We start from the raw sequence: 18,882 nt of genomic DNA on the forward strand, positions 1-18,882 counted from the left end.
CCTAGCCTTTCACCGCGCCCATCGTCAAGCCGCGGACAAGCTGCCGCTGGGTAAACCAGCCCAGCACCAGCGCAGGAAGAACGGCCAGCGTGGCGACGGACGACATTTTGGCCCAAAACAGCCCTTCCTGCGTCATGAACGACGACATATAGACCGGCATGGTGGCTGCATCCGTGGAGGTCAAGCTGACGCCGAAGAAAAACTCGTTCCAGACGAAGACGAGACACAGCAGCGACGTCGAGATGATCCCCGGCCGGACCAGCGGCAGCGTAATCTTGAAAAAGCCCTGCAGGCCGGTCGCCCCGTCCACCTGGTACGCCTCAATCGTCTCGTAAGGGATATCCTTGAAGAACGAGCGCATCATCCAGACGACCAGCGGCACGTTCATCGCCGTGTACAGCACGATCAGCGCCGTTAACGAATCCAGCAAATGCAGCTGCTTGAATACGAGATAAAGCGGAATGATGACGCCGACCGCCGGAAGCATTTTGGTCGAGATGAACCAGAACAAAATGTCGTCCGCCTTCTTGATCTTGAACATGGCGAGCGCATACGCAGCCGGCACGCCGAACGCAAGCGCAAAGATCGTAGAGACGATCGAGACGGTGGCGGAATGCCCCATGAACGAGCCTGCCCCCGAATCCCAGATCAAGCGGTAATTGTCCAAGGTCGGCTGGAACACGAGCGACGGCGGCATCGCCACCGCGTCCCCCTCCTGCTTGAAGCCGGTGATCAGCAGCCACAGCACGGGGGAAAAATAGATCAGCGCAAGCACATACGTTCCGGCCGTCAGCAGCATAGACAGCGGTCGTCTCATGACAATTCCCCTCCAAACGTTCTGCGCATGAACTTAAACAGCACGGTCATAAACACCGTCATCAGGATCACGATCATGACGCCGACCGCCGAAGCGCCGCCGATATCCCAGCCCTGGAACCCGATCCGGTACAGATAGAAAGGCAGGTTCGTCGACGCGTAACCGGGGCCACCCGCCGTCGTCACGTAAATTTCGCCGAACGTTCCCATAATAAAGATCAAGCCGAGCAGCAAAGCCACCTCTATATATCTCATCAGATGAGGAATGGTCACATGGAAAAATTGCTGAATCCGGTTGGCGCCGTCCAGGACGGAGGCTTCCATCAAATCGGGGGAAACCGACTGCAATCCGGCAAGCAGCACCAGCATGAAGAACGGAATCCACTGCCAGGCGACGACGAAAATAATCGTTTCCAGCGGATACTGTCCGAGCCAATCGACCGGAGGCAGGCCCAGCTTCGCAGCCAAATATGCGCTAAAGCCGAAATTCGGATTTAAAATGACCGTCTTCCATACGATGCCGGACACGGCGGGCATGATGAAGAAGGGCGAAACAAACAGCGTACGGATAATCCCCTTGCCAAAAAAATCGCGGTTCAGCAGCAGCGCCAGCCCCATGCCGCCGACCAGACATAACGCCAAGCAAAGAATCGTCAGCAAAAACGTATTTTTCAACACTTCCCAGAAGGCCGCTTCGCCCAAAATCGCAACGAAATTGGAAAGCCCCGCAAACGTAATGCCTTGATCCGGCCGCATCAGGTTCCACTGATGGACGCTCAAATACAGGGTGACGAGAAAAGGAATTTGCGTAATTAAAGCGACAAAAGCGATGCCCGGCCACAATAGCCCTTTTGCCGCGGCGGACGTATCGTCCGTCCGTTTGGCCTTCGCGGTATAAGGTTTCATATCGGTTTTACTCCATTCTACCGTGTTCATTCGCCTCTCCTCGCGTGAAGTAGTGCGGCAAAAGGGAACGGATCGGCCGCTCCCTTTCGCCGGATGGGTTTATTTCTTGTATCCGCCGCTGACGGCGACTTTTTCCGCTTTTTCCTGCGCCTTCTTCATTGCGTCCTCGACGCTGATGCTGCCGGTCAGCGCGGAGGCAATGTCTTGGCTGACCTCCGTGCCGAGCTGCTGGAACTCCGGAATGGACACGAATTGAATGCCTTGGTACGGGACCGGATCTTTGGCCGGCTTCTTGTAGTCCGCGGACAGCATCGACTGCATCACGATGTCGGCAAACGGCGCCGCTTCCTTGTACTTCGGATTCTCGTACGTCGACTTGCGCGTGCCCGGAGGCGCGACGACCCAGCCTTCGCTTTCCCCGACTTTGGCGATGTATTCCTTGCTTGTCGCCCAGGTCATGAACTTGAACGCTTCCGCTTTGTTTTTGCTCGCCGCTTCGATCGCCAGGTTCCAGGACCACAGCCAGCCGGTGTTGTCCTTGGCTGCCGAAGGCGCTTTCACATAGCCGATTTTGCCCACGACCTGGGAGTTTTTCGGATTGTTCAAAAATCCGGCCGCGACCGTCGCGTCATACCACATGGCTGCTTTTCCCGTGGACATCAGCGTGAGCGCTTCCGTAAATCCGGTCGTCGTCGCTCCGGGCTGTCCCGCTTCCTTCAACAGATCCGCGTAAAACTTCACCGCTTTGACCGTTTCCGGGCTGTTCAGCTTCGCGTTCCAGTTCATGTCGTACCATGAGCCGCCGAACGCATGGATGATCGAGTTGAGCGGCGCAAGCACCTCGCCCCAGCCCGGAAGCCCCCGCAGCACGATGCCCGGCACGTTGTTCGCTGCCTTTACCTTTTTGGCAATCTCCGCCACCTGCTCCCAGGTCGGATGCTCCGGCATCGTCACGCCGGCTTTGGCCAGCATGTCCTTGTTGTAATAGAGCATGCTGCTTTCGCCGTAAAAAGGAAGCGCATACAATTGTTTGTCGTAAGTCAAGCCGTCGCGGACTGCCGGAAAAATATCATCCAAGTCGTATTTCGCTTTCGCATCGGCAGGCATGCTGTCGAAGTAGGATGTGAGCGGCTCGATCCATTTGTTTTTGGCCCAGATCGCCGCGTCGTAGTTGCCGATTGTCACAATATCGTATTTGCCCCCGCCCATGGAGACGTCGACCGTCACCTGCTTGCGGAGATCGTTTTCCGGCAGCACCGAAAATTTCACCGTGGTCCCGGTTTCTTTCTCGTAGTCTTTGGCCAGCTTTTGCATGATGGCCATATCAGGGTTGTTCACCGTCGCGATCGTCAGCGTCTTCTTGCCGCCGTCCGCAGCCGCTTCGCCGGTCGCGGCATCCTTGCCATCTTTTCCCGGGGACGACGGCGTCCCGCATGCCGTAAGCGTTACCAACGCGGACAAAGAAAGCAGTCCGAGCGATGTTGTCCATTTCTTCAAGATCATTACCCCCTGTTCTGGTTAGGGACCTCTCACGGAGACTGCCTAGGGCAATCATGACAAATTTTAATTTTTCGATCCCTTGAAGCTATTATAAGGGGGGCAAAAACGTGATGTATATAACATCATACGGAAGTTTGACGCCATTTCATTGATGCCAGGATTAAATAATGCGGGATTTAAGGACAAAAAAAAGCCTGCACCGCTAGGTTATCGGCGCAGGCTTAGGGCTTCGCTTCCTTGATTCACTTCACTTTGCGGGGAAGAGCAGGGACTCGAAGTGGATACCCTGCTCCCTCGTACCATCTGTTCCCCCAATTGAGCAATTTCCCGGCAAGCCCAACCGCAGGATCACACCTTAAACCGTGACATCAGCTCCCGAAGCTCCTCGACCATGAGCGTCAGCGATTCGGAAGAGGCGGCGATTTCCTCCATCGCCGCGAGCTGCTCCTCGCTGGAAGCGGCCACATGCTGCGCATTGGCCGCAGCCTCCCGCGCGATCCGGGACAGCTCCTGCGTCGTTGCGTTCACCTGCTCGGAGCTGGCGGACATTTGCTGGGAAGCGGCGGAAACCTCCTGGATTTGATCGTCCATCGCATGAATGTGGTGCAGAATGGCCTGGAACGCCTCGCCCGCTTGACCGACCAAGCGGGTCCCCCGCTCCATCTCTACGGCGCCCGTTTCCACCGAGGCGGAGGCCTCCGCAGCGAAGCTCCGGATTTGGTCGATCAGTTGTCCGACCTGCTCGGCGGATTGCTTCGTTTGCTCGGACAGCTTGCGGATCTCGTGGGCCACCACGGCAAACCCTTTGCCGTGCTCCCCGGCCCTGGCCGCTTCAATCCCCGCGTTCAGTGAAAGAAGATTGGTCTGGTTGCTGATCCCGGTGATCACTTCCATAATTTTGCCGATTTCCCGGGAACGCGCGTTGAGCTGCCGGATGATGTCGGCCGTCTGCTTGGCGTTCTCGTTCACCTGATTCATCCCGGCTACTGCTTCCTGAATTTTCTCGTTGCCCTCGGAAGCTTTCGCCGTCGTTTCCTCCGAGGAATCGCGGACTAAGGAAGACGACTCGGCAATGCGCTGAATCCCAAGCGTCAGCTCATCCATCGCCCGGACGGTTTCCTCCGCTCCCCGAAGCTGCACATCGGCGCCCATCGCGACCTCCTGAATCGTCACAGAAATGTTCTCCGCCACTTTGCTGGTCTGCTCGGCGCTGGCGGACAGCTGCTCGGAGGTGGAAGCGGCATGCAGCGTATGTTCGGACACCTTATTCAGCATTTGTCTAAGCTCGCCGGTTGTCCGGTTGAAGTGCTCCGACATTTGTCCGAATTCATCCCGGCTCGTGACTGCAATGTGATGCGTGAAATCCCCGGCCGCCAGCTTCTCGGACAGCTTGTTCAGCTTGGCGATTTGGACGGTAATCCCGCGGCTGTAGACCAGAATGACCACCGCGATCAGCAGAATCCCGGCTACTCCGATCAGACAGAGCTTGAACAGCAGCTGCGTAAGCGGCTCCGTCAATTCCTTGTCCGGCATCACGACCGCAAGAATCCACTGCGTCCTCGGAATTTCTTTGTAGAACACGTGGTTCACGCCTTTTGCGCCTGCGTACGTCGTGTTCCCGTTTTTGTTTTGCAGCAGCTCTTGACCTAAACCGGCTAATACGGAATCGGAGTCCTGCTGGAGCTTGGATTTCATGACTTTATCCTGATCCGGGCCGGCTAAATAAGTGCCGTCCTTATGTATAAGTAACGCCCAGCCCGTAGCTCCGACCTTCATGTCCGCCACGGTCTTCTGCAGCGTGGACAGGTCGATATCGCCCGTCGCCACGCCGATAAACTGTTTCCCGGCATTATAGATGGGAGCCGACGCGGTCACCATAGACACCTTTGTAACTTCGTCAAAGTACGGGTCGGTATAAACGGCAGCCTTTTGATTGACGGCGGCTTTGTACCAGTTTTGGCTCAAATAATCGTAATTGGGATCGTTGTAGTCTTCCGTCGATTTGATGCCATCTTTATCCCGAAAGGCATACGTGGAGAAATATTTTGTTTTCGCGTTATAAGCGCCGGCTTCGAAATAAATCCCGAGACCGAACGTTTCCGCGTTCACTTGCAGCCCGCCCTTTGTCACGGACTGGTAATCCTGAAGCGTGAGCTTCGTATAGGTATCCTCGACCGAATGGGCGATCATCTCCGGCAGCCTCGTATGCGCAACGAGCCGGGTATCGATATCGTTCGAGATGCTCTTCAATTGCTCGTTCATGCCATACCGGCTCTGGTCGAGAATGATCCCTTTGGCATAAACATAAGCGGCGACTAGGACGGCAGCAAACAAAACAAGCACAGCGGGCATAAACAAGAGGAACGTTTTGGCTTTGACGCTTCGAAGTCTCATGAAGGCAGCTCCCTTTTGGACGCAAAATTTAGAGGACTATACTAAAATATAATTCGACATTTTTCGCCAAAATCCTCTGAATCCCGTAAGTTTACACGCCATTAATCTTTTCCGGGCGATGAATGCAAAAAGCCCCAGTCCGGATTGTGAGACTGGGGCTAGAATGGTCATGAGCGCTTAAATTCTTATGCATCTTCCTAATCCGCCATAAAATACTTTCTTCGAACCGCATCGATATGCATCAACTCCAACGTCATGCTATTTACTGCGTGGCAAGGAACTCATAATCATACCATCTGCCCGTTTTGTTATCCGAAAAGTTGAATATCGTGTTGTTCTTCGTGCGCAGGAGGTAAAATTTGCGGTCGCTCCCCATGTAGAAGCCCCCTCTATTCAGGTTCGGGCGGTCCTGGGAATTCTCTTCCTTGGCCAGCGCATCCAGGGTGTCCGCTTTAGAAACGTTGAAGCCGGTGTCCAACCAATAATACCCTTGCGTATCTTTCGGTGTAAATTTCCCGTCATTGCTTATGCCGCTGCGGTAAATCAGCAGCTCTCCATCTTCCGTCAACAGATCTTTCAGTCCCGGAGTCGATACGCCGGGCACCACAATTTCCGATTCGCTCAGCACTTCGTTCGCCAGACGGACGTTACCCTTGGCGTCCAGCAGCGCGAGCCGTTGGGTGCCGGTCATAATCCGACCATGCGTAGGCATTCCATTTGATACTAGCCAGAAGCTCCCGTCGTCATTTGCAATGATCCGATCCAGAGGTTGCTGCAGCTCCATGATTTCCGATATCTCTTTTCCAAGAATGAGGAACGTACGATATTCATATAATGAACGTCCAATGTTGTAAGCCGTGATTTTTTCAACGGACACCAGCGTTATGCCGGAAGGCAGCTCAAAACGCGCCCCCTTCAGTTCCCTGATATACGCCATACCCGCTTCTCCCGGACTTACCGTCATCTGCTCCTTGGTCATGAGCCGCAGCCCTTGATAATACAGACCATCATCCTTCGTCTCCAAAGAAGCTGGTTCGCCCGCGGTCTTCCCCTCCAGCTCTTCGACGCGCTTTCGCAGCTCCTCCGTTTCCTTTTCGGTCATCCATACCGGCGTCTCTTCCAACGACTTTTTTACTTTCAGGCCGACTCGGCCCGGTTCCGTAATAAGCTCGGGGTACACATACAAGTAATCCGTATCGTCATAGTAAATCTCCCCGAGCACCTGCTGCTGTCCGCCGATGACGTTCAGTCCCTTGGTATCGTCCCAAATGAGCTCCAGCCCCAGCGCATCGTGAGCGTATTTCCAAGTCAACGGCAAATAAGTGACGTCGTTCCATTCGAGCAAAGGATACGGCTCGCTCCCGTTATCGATATAGCTGTTGCCAATCGTCACTGGGAAATCGGGCATGGTCGCCGTATATGCGCGATTCCGCGGATTGGACCCGGACAAGTCGGGGCGGAACGCTTCCTTTTTCCATCCGATAAAGCGTCCGCTTACTTGCCCTCCCCCCATGCCGAGCTGCAGCCCTTTCTCCTGATCGAAGGACAGAGCGACGGCGAGCGCCCGGGTATATTCCCAGGTGAGCGGCAAATAAGTAATGTCCTTGTACACGAAAAAAGGGTATTTCAGCTTCGAATTATCTAGCGTTTGTCCGTTGATGAGCACGGGAAAATCGGGAAGCCGCACTTTCTTGCCTCCGGCAGCCGCTTGGGTCGCCGCGGGGAAACAAAGAAGCAGTAACGAGCAAAGCGCCAACCAAGCCAAAGACTTTTTCCAGTTCATGGAGCCCCCTCCTTTTAACCATTAGACGCAAAGTCGCGCAAATGGTTGCTTAAGCAAGCACGGCCCCCGCCTATATCCGATTACCGCGCAAAAAAGCCAGCATCGCCTCATCCGTCTCCTCCGCTCCCTTCCCGAGCCAAATCAAATGGCCCCACGTATCCAACAGGCGAAGCTCCGATTGTGGAAGATGGCGATGCGCGTGAAATGCGTGCTCCAACGGGACGAGACGGTCGTTTTTGCTGTGCAGTACAAGGGCCGGACGTCGCACCTGTTCAAGCTCCGACGGGACGATGTCCCCGGTCTGGGACAAATCGATGAAAAAACCGTGACCCGAACGCTGCCGGTTGTTCATCCGACGGAACGCTTCCCAATCCCCATCGCCGGTCTTGGCGACGATTTCGCTCCGGGTCAGGGTGCTGAACGAAGGCGCCATCTGCCTGAGAAGGAAACGCGGAAACCGGTTATTCATGCGGCCAAGCAGCTTCCAGACCGCCTTTTCCGCAGGAGGGCGGAACAGCAGTCGTGCTACGCGGTATTCCTTGTCCTGCGGAGTCAGCCAAACCTTCGTGACCGCGCATTGCAGCGTGAATGTGCGGACACGGTCCGGGTACAGCGAAGCAAAGCGGATGCCGCTCGGGCCGCCGGCCGAAACGGCCAGCAGATGCACCTTGCCAAGCTGCAGCCGGTCCAGCAACGCATTGTACGCCCGGCAGGCTCGGGTCAAGCTCGATCCGAGCTCCTTGGAGGTGCCGCCGTACCCCGCACGGGACGGGGTAATCAAGCAGTGCCCCTGACGGATCAAGGCCTCGTAGCCGAATTCCTCGTAACAGTTGGAATGCCCGCCGTGCATCACAAGAATCGGCTCGCCCTCTCCTATAACCGAGTATTCCAGTAGCTGGTCTTCAAAACGGCAAATGTCCACACGCCGATTCATTGGCCTTCTCTCGTTCCATCGCCATCCGAAGACGTCAGTCCGTTGACGACGAAGCGGATCAGCAGCTCCACCACCCGCTCGTAGACATCCCCGAGCTCGGCTTTGTGCAGCGAGACGAAGACGACCGCCCGAAGCAGCCCGGCCACAACCTCGTGCTCCAGAGGAAGCATAGCCCCTTGGCCCTGCCATTTCTCGAAGAGCCGCTGCGCGGCGCGGGTATCCTCCTCCGCATGCTGCTGCAGCGTTTCCTGCGGCAGCTTCCGGACAAGCTGCTCCCATTCGTCCTGCCGGAATACCCGTTGCAGGAACGGATTCGCATCAATCGTCTCGAAGCTTGTCCGGAACAGCTCGTGGAGCAGGACTTTAGGCGGAAGCTCCGAGGACATCATATCCGCCAGCAGCCGGTCTTTGAAGCTTTCCTCCCGCTTGGCGATTTCGAAGTACAGCTCCTCTTTGGTATCAAAAAAGCTGTAGAACGAGCCCTTCGCGATGCCGCAAGCGGCCACGATATCGTCCAGGCTCGTCTTCTTCAAGCCGTACTGGACGAACAGCTCCTTTCCTTTGGACAACAAGCATTCGCGGATCGCTTCTTTTTCCTCTTTGCGAAATTTCGGCATCTTAGTCTTCCTCCCCCATTGATTTCAGACAGTCGTATACCGCGCGGCGCACGGCATTCTCCCGCGGATTGCGGTCCATGTAGCCGCCGATCCGGTTCAAAACATAGGCGTATCCAATCCCAAGATCGGGATCCGCGAAGCAAAACGAGCCTCCGGCCCCGGGGTGCCCGAACGCATGCAGGCTGCTGCCAAACATGCGTTTAGGGATCGGCTTCCACAGCCCGAGCGAGTAACCGAGGTCGACCCGGTTCACCCGGTCGAACCAGCCGGAGGCAGGCGGCTCCGCAGGCCGGCACAGCTCCTGCATCGTAGTCGGAGCCAGCCCGAGCTTCTTGCCGCCCGTGGCGAATTCGCCGTAAATCCGCGCCATAGCCCGGGCCTCCCCGATTCCGTTGCCTGATGGGAACTCGATTGACAGCATGTCCCGGTCGTTGAAGTTCGCGTTGGCCACCAGCCTTTTGCGGTCTACCATGCTGCGGGAGGTGAGCGATCTCGGATTCAAAAATCCGGCAAACAGCGCCATCGGGATTTCATGAAGATGAAACAATAAGTCTAGGGGACTATCAATTCCCCGCACCTTGGCGAGTCTCGAATCCGGCACCTCGTCCGGCAATCCAATGTAAAATTCCGCTTGCAGCGGCGCGCAGATTTCCTCCTGCAGCAGCTGCCCGAGGCTTCGCCCCCGCGGATCGGCCCGCCTCAGCAGCTCGCCGATAAACCAGCCGATCGTCCATGTATGATAGCCGTGCGCCGAGCCCGGCTCCCATTCCGGCTTCATCTCCGCCAGCCGGCCTGCGACGTTCGCCGTATCCAAATCGGCGTACCGGCGAAGCTCCAGCCCGTCCAACGCGCACAAGCCGGCCTGGTGGGACAGCAGCTGCCGGATCGTGATCCGCTCCTTCCCGTGTTTCCCGAATTCCGGCCAATATTGCGCTACCGGGTCGTCGTAACCGAACCAACCCCGCGAATGAGCCACGGCGGCACACAGCGCCGCGAATCCTTTCGTGCTGGAAAACACGGGAACCAGCGTATGCTCCTCCCACGGAATCCGCCGTGCCGGGTCCGCGTATCCTCCCCACAGGTCAACCACCTTCTCGCCTCGCCAATAGACGGCGCACGCGGCGCCGGTTTCCCCAAGCCGCTCGAAAATGCGGACAAACGCCTCTTTTACGCCCTCGAAGCCCCGCTTAACCGTTCCGCCGACGAGGGCGGCTTTCTCTTTTGATTGTATCATGGTGACTTCGCCTCTTATCTAATTTATATGACTAAATAATAATTTATAGTCATATAAATTGCAATAAAAAAAGCTTCTAACCGAAGCCTATTCGACCAAGAATTTATATCTTTTATCAAAAAAGATGAGTCAGATCGAATGATCCAACTCATTAATCAACTTGTAATTGGCGGATGTTTCTCAGTCAGTATGGTTTCACACCAAAACAAGAACCAAGCGGATTATTTCCTCTTTTCAATATAACCCAACAATGTAATTATAAACATTCCGAACGCGAAGAGAACAGAAAGAGCCTGAAATAAATCCATTTAACAGCCTCCTCCTTTCGAAGAGCTGCTCCACCATCTTACAAGTTGTAATTTAAATTTAGCCCAAAATGGTTAAAATTGGTAGAACATTAAGAACTATTTTTGAACTTTTTGTTTCAACATTTTTCGCTAGCGAATGTTGGCTTGTCAGGGAATACTAGGCGCAAGCTTGACGAACCTTCGGGAATGAACGAGCTTGCAAATTCCGGGTAGTCCTACGTTTACTCCCGGGAAGCCGTCACGTATAATGAGCCTATATTTTATCGCGGAATAAAGGAGCGTCCGCATGTCAAACCGAAAATGGAACCTGGGACTTCTTCTCCTCTTTACCGTCTTTGCCTGCTTGCTGCTGCAATTTGTATTCTCTACGCTGCGCATAAGGGAGCTGGTCCGGCCGCTTGAGTCCGGTTCTCAGGATGGAGACCGCCCCCGCCATATCGTCCTCATCCCTCAGGAGCTGGATAATCCGTATTGGCGGTCTATCGAGCAGGGGGCGCGCGAGGCGGCCCGGCAATACGGCATGGAGCTGGACTATACCGGCCCGTTCCGCATCAACCCGGCCGAACAGTCCAGGCTGCTGGAAAAAGCGATCGCAGCCAAAGCCGATGCGATTCTGCTTCAGGGCATCGGCGACCCGCAGTACCGGGGACTGATCGACAAAGCGGCCGAGCGCGGCATTCCCGTGATCGCCGTCGATACGGACGAGCCGGAAAGCCGGCGTTTGGCTTATGTCGGCACGGACAATACCGAAGCCGGAAAACGGATGGGCGAGCTTGTGGCGCAGGCATCGGGAGGCTCGGGAACCATCGGCGTCCTGATCGGCAGCGAAGCGCCCAACCAACGACTGCGGCTCGAAGGCTTCCGGTCGGTAATCGGCCGGTATCCGAAGCTGGAGATCGCCGAGGTCCGCTCGTCGAACATTTCGCGCCTGCAAGCGGCCGAACAAGCGGCTGCCATGCTGAGCGGGTACCCGCAGATCGGCTATCTTGCCGGATTCAGCGCCTTGGACGGCCCGGGCATGCTGGAAGCCGCGGGGCGCGTCCGGCCGCAGGGGCTGCGCATTTTTGCGTTCGACGACCTGCCGGAAACGACAGAAGGCATCCGGCGATGTAGGCTTGCCGCTACGATCGTCCAGCAGCCGCGGCAAATGGGCTACGATGCCGTTGCGCTGCTGCACGATTATTTCCAAGGAAAAACGCCGCAGCCGCAGCACTATACCGATACGTCCGTGCTCGACCGCAGCGCCTTGGGGATCGGGGGAAGCTGCCCATGACGATCCGCACAAAGCTGCTGCTGTTTATTCCTCTGCTCGTGCTGCTCGTCAACTCGGTCACGTTCTTTTTATTTCAGAGCGGAAAAGTCGTGCAGCAGAGCTACGATCTGATGATGAACCGGATTCTGCTGTACAAGCAGTCCGCCCAGGCGGCGGAGGATCACCTCAAGACGCTCTATGCGTATCTGCTGAATCCGGGCGAAGACCGGAAAGCGGAGCTCGACCGGGAGCGGGCCAAGCTGCTGGAGCTGCGGGCTGCTCTTGGCGGGCAAAACGGCGCGTCTCCCCATACGTCGGAGCTGACCGGCTACCTCCATCTGCTCGATACGCAGATGGAGCAGGCGCTCGCCACTCTGCCCGGCGCCGCCCCGGCCCGTTACGAGGAAGCGGAGACGACGACCCGCTTTATCCGCGAGGAAGAACAGCATCTCGTCGATCTGGAGCTGAGCTCGTACCAGCCGGTTTACAAGCAAATCCAGGCGGAAAACGACCGCATGAACCGGCTAGCCGCAGCCGTATTCGTCGTCAATACGCTGCTCAGCGTCGTGGTCGCGGTCTGGATCTCCCGCAGCGTTACCGGACCAGTCAACAGGCTGGTCGAGATGGCCGGGCAAATTTCCCGGGGGAACCTGAATCCGGAGCCTCCGCCGCTGCGTTCGGAGGACGAGCTGGGCATTTTATCCGATGCCTTCAAACGGATGCTGGCCGACCTCAAGCTGCTGATCGAGAAGGACAAGGAACGGCTGGAAATGGGCCGGCTGGTGAAAGAGCTGGAGCTTCAGGCGCTGCAAAGCCAGATTCATCCACACTTTCTTTTCAATACGCTCAATGCGCTTTCCAAGCTGGCGCTGCTGGAAGGCGCGGAGCGGACTAGCGACCTGATCGTGTCGATGTCGAACCTGCTGCGCTACAATCTGCGCAAGCTGGACCGGCCGGTGACGCTGCGTGAAGAGCTGGAGCACGTCCGGGAGTACGTGACGATCCAGCAGGCCCGCTTCCGCGACCGTTTCCGGTTCGAGACGGACATCGACGAGACCGCGCTGCAGGAGCCCGTCCCGGCGCTGACGCTTCAGCCGATCGTGGAGAATGCGTTCGTGCACGGCATCGAACGGATGGAGCATGGCGCTGTGATCCGCCTGACGGTCCGCAGCGAGCCGGAGCACGTGCGTCTGACGGTCTCGGACAACGGCCGCGGCATGAGCGAGGACGTCCGGCAAGCCCTGCTGAGGCTTGAGGACAACATAGGCGCAAGCCCCGGGCAAGATACAGCAAAAAAGGAATCCACCGGGCTCGGAACGCGCAACGTGTTCAAGCGGCTGCAGCTGTTTTTCGGGCGCAGCGATCTGGTGGACATCGACAGTGAACCGGGGGAAGGAACGACGGTGACGATCCGGATTCCCCGCGGAAAGGAGGGCGAGGCGGCGCATGTACCGGTTGATGATCGCAGATGACGAAGCGTTGGAGCGCGAAGGGCTGGAATGGATCATCCGGCGCGCGATGCCGGATACGTTCCGGGTCGTTCATGCCGAGAACGGACGGAGAGCCATTGAGCTGGCGGAGGAGCATCGTCCGCACATTATTTTGATGGATGTCAATATGCCCGGGATTCAAGGCTTGGCCGCTTTGCGTGAAATCAAGGAGCGGCTGCCCGATGCGAAGCTGGTCGTGGTTACGGCCTACGACTATTTTGCCTATGCCAAGGAAGCCTTGTCGCTTGGCGTAAAGGAGTATATTGTCAAGCCGGCGAAGCGGGAACAAGTCGTCCGTATGCTGCAGCAGCTCGTGGATGAACTGGAAAGGGAGAAGCGCAAGCGGGCGGAAGAATTGGAGCTCCGGGACAAAATGTCTCAGCAGCTCCCTTTGATGGAAAACGAGCTGGCCCTAATGTTCATGGTCGACCAAGTGCTGGACGCCGGCGCCGGGCAACTATCCGAATGGCTTGGCTTCCCCCTCGATCAGGGCTGCGCGATGGTCGTTGCTTTTCCGGAGCTGGCTTTCATACCAGAGAAGAAGAAAATCTACGACCTCATCCGCAGCTTTGTCAAGGCGCAGGGGGAGCCTTGCATCGTAAGTTCGCTGATCGACCGCCATATGGCGATTTTCGTGCGCAAGAAGCCGGAAGAAGCTTCGGATGCCGCATGGAAGGACAAAATCAGGCGGTGCGGAGAAAAGCTGTGCGAATTAACCCAGCGGCAGCTTGAATTGGCGGTATCGATCGGCATCGGGTCGGTCCGTAAGGAAGCAACAGGGCTGCGCACCTCGTATTTCGAGGCTGTTTTTGCCTCCACCTATTTCGAGCAGAGCGGCAAAGTATGCCTTTTCGACGAGCTGAAAGAAGACAAGGCGGGTGTGCTCCAAGAGCCCGAAGCAAGGTCCGCCCACAGAGAAACGGCGCGGCAGTCGTACGTAATCTCGGCGCTGCAGCGCATTCGGGAAGAGCGCGAGCGGCAGACGGTCACCGTCCTCGACAAAGCCAAAAGCTATATTCAAGAGCGGTTTGCCGAAGAGCTATCTCTGGAGGAAGTGGCGGATTACGTCCACCTGAATCCCCACTACTTCAGCAAAATTTTCAAGCAGCAGGTGGGCGAAACGTTTATCGACTTTGTCACGAACCTGCGGATCGGCAGAGCCAAGGAACTGATGGCCTCAACGGATTTAAGCCTGAAGGAAGTTTGCTTCGAGGTAGGTTATAAAGACCCGAACTACTTCAGCCGCGTATTCAAAAAAGTAACCGGCGTGACGCCGACCGACTACCGGGGCCAAACGAAATAAACGAATCATGCGGATGTCCATGCTCTCTTAAGAAGACATGGACTTTTTTGCGTTCGGAGAACAAGAAAATGCTAGCCTGCGCCAGGCAGCTTAGGAAGCAAGGGATTTCCGAATTAAATGCGGAAAGAGCACAAATAAGTGCGGGTGATTGCCGGCTAGCCGCGCCGGCTCGCGTGATATAATGAACCCACTTCCGGATTCACGGAAAGGAGAATGAATCATGAGCACCATTCCCACCACGCAAAATGGACAAGTCAGCATGAAGTTCGTCACGCTTGTTTCTATCGTTGCCGCTTTAGGCGGCTTATTGTTCGGCTTTGATACGGCTGTCGTATCGGGCGCAATCGGTTTTATGAAGCAGCGCTTCGATTTAAACGAACTGGAGGTCGGTTGGGCCGTCTCCAGTCTGATTATTGGGTGCATTGCCGGGGCCGCCGTTTCCGGCATGCTGAGCGACAGGTTCGGCCGAAAAAAAGTGCTGATTGCCGCAGCGGCGCTGTTCATTATCGGCTCGGCCGGCTCCGCCGTCCCGGATACGTTCACGGGCTACATTATTGCCCGGATGATCGGAGGCATCGGGATCGGCATCACCTCTACCCTATGCCCGCTGTATAACGCGGAAATTGCTCCCGCCCGGTACCGCGGCCGTCTGGTGGCGCTGAACCAGTTTGCCACTGTGACCGGTATTTTCCTCGTTTACTTTGTCAACTCGGGCATTGCCGGTTACAGCGACGATGCCTGGAATATCGCCACCGGCTGGCGCTGGATGTTCGGCGTCGGAGTACTTCCCGGAGCACTGTTCCTCGTGCTGCTGTTTTTCGTCCCGGAGAGCCCCCGCTGGCTGATCAAGCAGGGAAGACCGGTCGAAGCGCTGCCGATCCTGCTGAAAATTCACGGCGACGATCTGGCCCGGCAGGAAGTGCTCGACATCAAGGAATCGTTCAAGCAGGAAAACGCCTCGCTTCGCCAGTTGTTCAGCCCCGGGCTGCGCACAGCATTACTCGTCGGCGTGGTGCTGGCCGTGCTGCAGCAGGTGACGGGAATTAACGCCATCATGTATTATGCCCCGGAAATTTTCAAAGAAGCCGGTGCCGGGACGAACGCTTCGCTGGTCCAGACCATTTTGGTCGGACTGATTAACTTCCTGTTCACGATTCTGGCTCTGTGGCTGATCGATAAAGCGGGGCGCAAAGCGCTGCTGCTGGTCGGCTCGGCCTTGATGACCGTCTCTCTGCTGGTCATCGGCATTGCATTCCATAGCGGGCAGACATCGGGTCCGCTGGTGCTGGTCTTTATTTTGGTCTATGTCGCCGCCTTCGCGATCTCGCTCGGTCCGGTCGTCTGGGTGCTGCTGTCCGAAATTTTCCCGAACCGCATCCGCGGCCGGGCGACGGCGATCGCTTCCATGTCGCTCTGGGCAGCCGATTATATCGTGTCCCAGTCGTTCCCGCCGATGCTGAATACCGCGGGACCTGCGATGACCTTCTGGATTTTCGGCGTGCTGTCGCTCGTTACGTTCCTGTTCACTTGGCGCGTCGTACCCGAGACGAAAGGAAAATCGCTGGAGGAAATCGAAGCCGTCTGGTCTGCCAAAGCAAAATCCGAGCCAAGCGACCAACCGGCTCTGGCTGCAGCGGTCGATTGAACAGGTTTTGCCAAAAAAATCACATCCTACGAAAAAGAGGAGCCGCTCCCCTGCGCGCTCCTCTTTTTACGTACAAATATCGCGTTAGCCGTTACGCCTCCCGCTCCACCAACATCGCAACCCCTTGCCCTCCGCCGATACATAGCGCCGCGAGGCCAAGCTTCCCGTCGCGTTTGCTCAGCTCATGGAGCAGCGTGACGAGCACGCGGGCACCGCTGGCGCCGATCGGATGGCCGAGCGCGATGGCGCCGCCGTTCACGTTCAGCTTCTCCCGCGGCACGCCGAGGTCCCGTCCGACCGCAAGCGATTGGGCGGCGAACGCTTCGTTCAGCTCCAGCAGGTCGATGTCGTCCATCGACACGCCGGTTTTGCCAAGCAGCTTGCGGACCGCATCCACAGGCCCCAGTCCCATGACCGAAGGGTCCAACGCCGCGTGCGCATAGCCTTTAATCCTTGCCAGCGGCTTCAGTCCGAGCTGCGCTGCCCTGGCCGCCGACATGACGACCAGCGCGGCCGCTCCGTCGTTGATGCCCGACGCGTTCCCCGCGGTCACGGTTCCGTCCTTGCGGAACGAAGGGCGAAGCTTGCCGAGCGTCTCCGCCGTCGTACCGTAGCGAGGATGCTCGTCGGTATCGAAGACGACCGGATCGCCTTTTCGCTGTGGAATCGATACGGGGACGATTTCGTCCCGAAAACGTCCCGACTGGATCGCCTGCTCCGCTTTCTGCTGGCTCCAAGCGGCAAATTCGTCCTGCTCTGCACGGGTAAGTTCATACCGGTCCGCGATATTTTCCGCCGTGATCCCCATATGGATATCGCACATGGCGCACCACAGTCCGTCCCGGACCATCGAATCGACCAGCTTCCCGTCGCCCATGCGAAGGCCCGAGCGGGCGCCTTCCAGCAAGTACGGCGCTTGGCTCATATTTTCCATTCCGCCCGCCACGACGATATCCGCATCGCCCAGCCGCACGCTTTGCGCCGCCAGCATGACGGCCTTGAGGCCGGAACCGCACACCTTGTTCACCGTTACCGCAGGCACCGTATGGGAAAAGCCGCCTTTCAGCCACGCCTGGCGCGCCGGATTTTGTCCGAGTCCCGCCTGCAGCACGTTGCCCATGATCACCTCATCGACCTGCTCCTCGCTGACGCCCGCCCGCTCCAGCGCATTCTTGATCACGAGGCTGCCGAGCTCCGTGGCGGGAATGCCCGACAGCGCTCCTTGAAACCCGCCGATCGCCGTACGGACGGCGCTTACGATCACCGCATCGTTATTCATGTGAACCTCCTCAAAGCTTTGTTAAACTGACATTTATAATTTAAGCGCCCAATTCCTCCGCCAGCCGGGGATCGACCGTAAACGAAGCTTCTGTTTTCGCCCGCACCTCGTCCAGCCCTGCGCCGCCCAGCAATTCGACCAGCACCATTCCTTGAGCCGTAAAGTCGAAGACGGCGAGGTCCGTAATGAGCCGGTGCACGACGCCTTGGCCGGTCAGCGGGAGCGTGCATTCCTTTTTCACTTTGGCTTCCCCGTGCTTGTTGACATGCTCCATAATGACGACGATCCGCTTGGCTCCGTTTACGAGATCCATCGCGCCGCCCATGCCTTTGACCATCTTGCCGGGAATCATCCAGTTGGCCAGATCGCCCGCTTCGGATACTTCCATCCCGCCCAAAATCGCCAGATCGATATGGCCGCCGCGAATCATCGCGAACGATTCCGCGCTATCGAAATACGAAGCGCCCGGGATCGCCGTGACCGTTTCTTTCCCGGCATTGATCAAGTCCGGATCTTCCTCGCCCTGCTTCGGGTACGGTCCGATCCCCAGCAGCCCGTTCTCCGAGTGCAGCATGACGCTCAGCTCGGCCGGAATTTCGTCGGCGACCAGCGTCGGCATCCCGATGCCCAAATTCACATACATGCCGTCCTGAATTTCCTGAACGGCCCGTTTCACAATTCTGGTTCGGCTATCGCTCATGTGGAACCCTCCTCTTTTACACGCTGCGGACCGTTAACCGCTCGATCCGTTTCTCGTAGCTTCCGCCCCGTACAACGCGCTGCACATAAATGCCCGGCGTATGAATCTCGTCCGGGTCCAGCTCCCCGACGCCTACGATCTCTTCCGCTTCCGCAATCGTAATTTTGCCTGCCGCGGCGGCCATCGGATTGAAATTGCGGGACGTCTTGCGGAAGACGAGATTCCCCATCGGATCGGCCTTCCAAGCTTTGACCAGCGCAAAATCCCCGACAATCGCCCGCTCCAGCAGGTATGTCCGCCCGTCGAACGTCTTGTGCTCCTTGCCTTCCGCAACCGGAGTCCCAACGCCGGTCGCCGTGTAAAAGCCGGGAATCCCCGCGCCGCCTGCCCGAATCCGTTCCGCGAGCGAGCCCTGCGGCACCAGCTCGACCTCCAGCTCTCCGCTCAAGAACTGCTTCTCGAACGTTTTGTTCTCCCCCACGTAGGAGGACACCATTTTCTTGATTTGCCGGTTGGCCAGCAGCAGCCCCAGCCCCCAGTCGTCGACGCCGCAGTTGTTACTGACGACGGTCAAATCCTTCGTCCCCTGCTCCTTCAATGCCGCGATCAGATGCTCCGGAATGCCGCACAGCCCGAAGCCGCCGACGATCAGCACGGCTCCGTCTTGAATATCCCGTACGGCTTCCGCCATGGAGCCCATTACTTTACTTGTGCCCATGTC

At 57.2% G+C, this 18,882-nt stretch carries 16 protein-coding genes; 4 read left to right on the top strand and 12 right to left on the bottom strand.

The features are described 5' to 3' along the window. Position 1: 1 nt before the first annotated feature. The 9 genes from QJ48_RS05890 to QJ48_RS38550 form a co-directional block, all read right to left on the bottom strand. Positions 2–817 carry a carbohydrate ABC transporter permease gene (locus tag QJ48_RS05890; RefSeq protein ID WP_054972715.1) on the bottom strand — a complete coding sequence of 272 codons (816 nt, stop codon included), beginning with the start codon at positions 815–817 and terminating at the stop codon, positions 2–4. Further along, positions 814–1,722 carry a carbohydrate ABC transporter permease gene (locus QJ48_RS05895; protein WP_162238442.1) on the bottom strand — a complete coding sequence of 303 codons (909 nt, stop codon included), beginning with the start codon at positions 1,720–1,722 and terminating at the stop codon, positions 814–816. The genes QJ48_RS05890 and QJ48_RS05895 overlap by 4 nt, the downstream gene beginning before the upstream one ends. Positions 1,723–1,821: 99 nt before the next feature. Next, on the bottom strand, positions 1,822–3,225 hold the full coding sequence (locus QJ48_RS05900) for a sugar ABC transporter substrate-binding protein (RefSeq protein ID WP_054972717.1): 1,404 nt from the start codon (positions 3,223–3,225) through the stop codon (positions 1,822–1,824). 345 nt (positions 3,226–3,570) lie between these two features. Further along, positions 3,571–5,616, bottom strand: a complete 2,046-nt coding sequence (locus QJ48_RS05905; protein WP_054972718.1) for a methyl-accepting chemotaxis protein — start codon at positions 5,614–5,616, stop codon at positions 3,571–3,573. Between the two features lie 262 nt (positions 5,617–5,878). Next, positions 5,879–7,399 carry a hypothetical protein gene (locus QJ48_RS05910; RefSeq protein WP_054972719.1) on the bottom strand — a complete coding sequence of 507 codons (1,521 nt, stop codon included), beginning with the start codon at positions 7,397–7,399 and terminating at the stop codon, positions 5,879–5,881. A gap of 70 nt (positions 7,400–7,469) precedes the next feature. Continuing rightward, the gene (locus QJ48_RS05915) at positions 7,470–8,333 is read right to left on the bottom strand and encodes an alpha/beta fold hydrolase (RefSeq protein ID WP_054972720.1); all 864 of its coding nucleotides are present in this window, start codon (positions 8,331–8,333) and stop codon (positions 7,470–7,472) included. After that, a complete protein-coding gene (locus QJ48_RS05920) occupies positions 8,330–8,950 on the bottom strand; it encodes a TetR/AcrR family transcriptional regulator (protein WP_054972721.1) in 621 nt (206 codons plus the stop codon). Before QJ48_RS05920 ends, QJ48_RS05915 begins: the two co-directional genes overlap by 4 nt. A 1-nt stretch (position 8,951) precedes the next feature. Then, positions 8,952–10,184, bottom strand: coding sequence for a serine hydrolase domain-containing protein (locus QJ48_RS05925; protein ID WP_054972722.1), 1,233 nt, complete (start codon positions 10,182–10,184; stop codon positions 8,952–8,954). A 221-nt stretch (positions 10,185–10,405) separates the two neighbouring features. After that, the gene (locus QJ48_RS38550) at positions 10,406–10,492 is read right to left on the bottom strand and encodes a putative holin-like toxin (RefSeq protein ID WP_220388992.1); all 87 of its coding nucleotides are present in this window, start codon (positions 10,490–10,492) and stop codon (positions 10,406–10,408) included. A gap of 286 nt (positions 10,493–10,778) precedes the next feature. Here QJ48_RS38550 and QJ48_RS05930 point away from each other — a divergent pair, with 286 nt between their 5' ends. The 4 genes from QJ48_RS05930 (at position 10,779) to QJ48_RS05945 (ending at position 16,182) form a co-directional block, all read left to right on the top strand. Beyond that, positions 10,779–11,765, top strand: a complete 987-nt coding sequence (locus QJ48_RS05930) for a substrate-binding domain-containing protein (RefSeq protein WP_054972723.1) — start codon at positions 10,779–10,781, stop codon at positions 11,763–11,765. Further along, positions 11,762–13,216 (top strand): sensor histidine kinase, encoded by a 1,455-nt coding sequence (locus QJ48_RS05935; RefSeq protein ID WP_054972724.1) that lies wholly within the window; start codon positions 11,762–11,764, stop codon positions 13,214–13,216. The genes QJ48_RS05930 and QJ48_RS05935 overlap by 4 nt, the downstream gene beginning before the upstream one ends. Further along, positions 13,191–14,537: a response regulator gene (locus QJ48_RS05940; RefSeq protein WP_054972725.1), complete on the top strand. Its 1,347-nt coding sequence runs from the start codon at positions 13,191–13,193 to the stop codon at positions 14,535–14,537. The genes QJ48_RS05935 and QJ48_RS05940 overlap by 26 nt, the downstream gene beginning before the upstream one ends. A 220-nt stretch (positions 14,538–14,757) precedes the next feature. Then, positions 14,758–16,182 carry a sugar porter family MFS transporter gene (locus QJ48_RS05945; RefSeq protein ID WP_157261534.1) on the top strand — a complete coding sequence of 475 codons (1,425 nt, stop codon included), beginning with the start codon at positions 14,758–14,760 and terminating at the stop codon, positions 16,180–16,182. A gap of 91 nt (positions 16,183–16,273) precedes the next feature. On the opposite strand, the gene QJ48_RS05950 is transcribed toward QJ48_RS05945, so the two are convergent. Genes QJ48_RS05950 through QJ48_RS05960 form a run of 3 tightly spaced genes read right to left on the bottom strand, consistent with a single transcriptional unit; the run spans position 16,274 to position 18,879 of the window. After that, positions 16,274–17,461: an acetyl-CoA C-acetyltransferase gene (locus QJ48_RS05950; protein WP_054972727.1), complete on the bottom strand. Its 1,188-nt coding sequence runs from the start codon at positions 17,459–17,461 to the stop codon at positions 16,274–16,276. 40 nt (positions 17,462–17,501) lie between these two features. Then, a complete protein-coding gene (locus QJ48_RS05955; RefSeq protein ID WP_054972728.1) occupies positions 17,502–18,161 on the bottom strand; it encodes a 3-oxoacid CoA-transferase subunit B in 660 nt (219 codons plus the stop codon). A gap of 16 nt (positions 18,162–18,177) precedes the next feature. Beyond that, positions 18,178–18,879, bottom strand: a complete 702-nt coding sequence (locus QJ48_RS05960; RefSeq protein WP_054972729.1) for a CoA transferase subunit A — start codon at positions 18,877–18,879, stop codon at positions 18,178–18,180. Positions 18,880–18,882: the final 3 nt, after the last annotated feature.

It is taken from the genome of Paenibacillus sp. A3 (genome assembly GCF_001399685.1).
In the GTDB taxonomy this organism is placed as follows: domain Bacteria; phylum Bacillota; class Bacilli; order Paenibacillales; family NBRC-103111; genus Paenibacillus_G.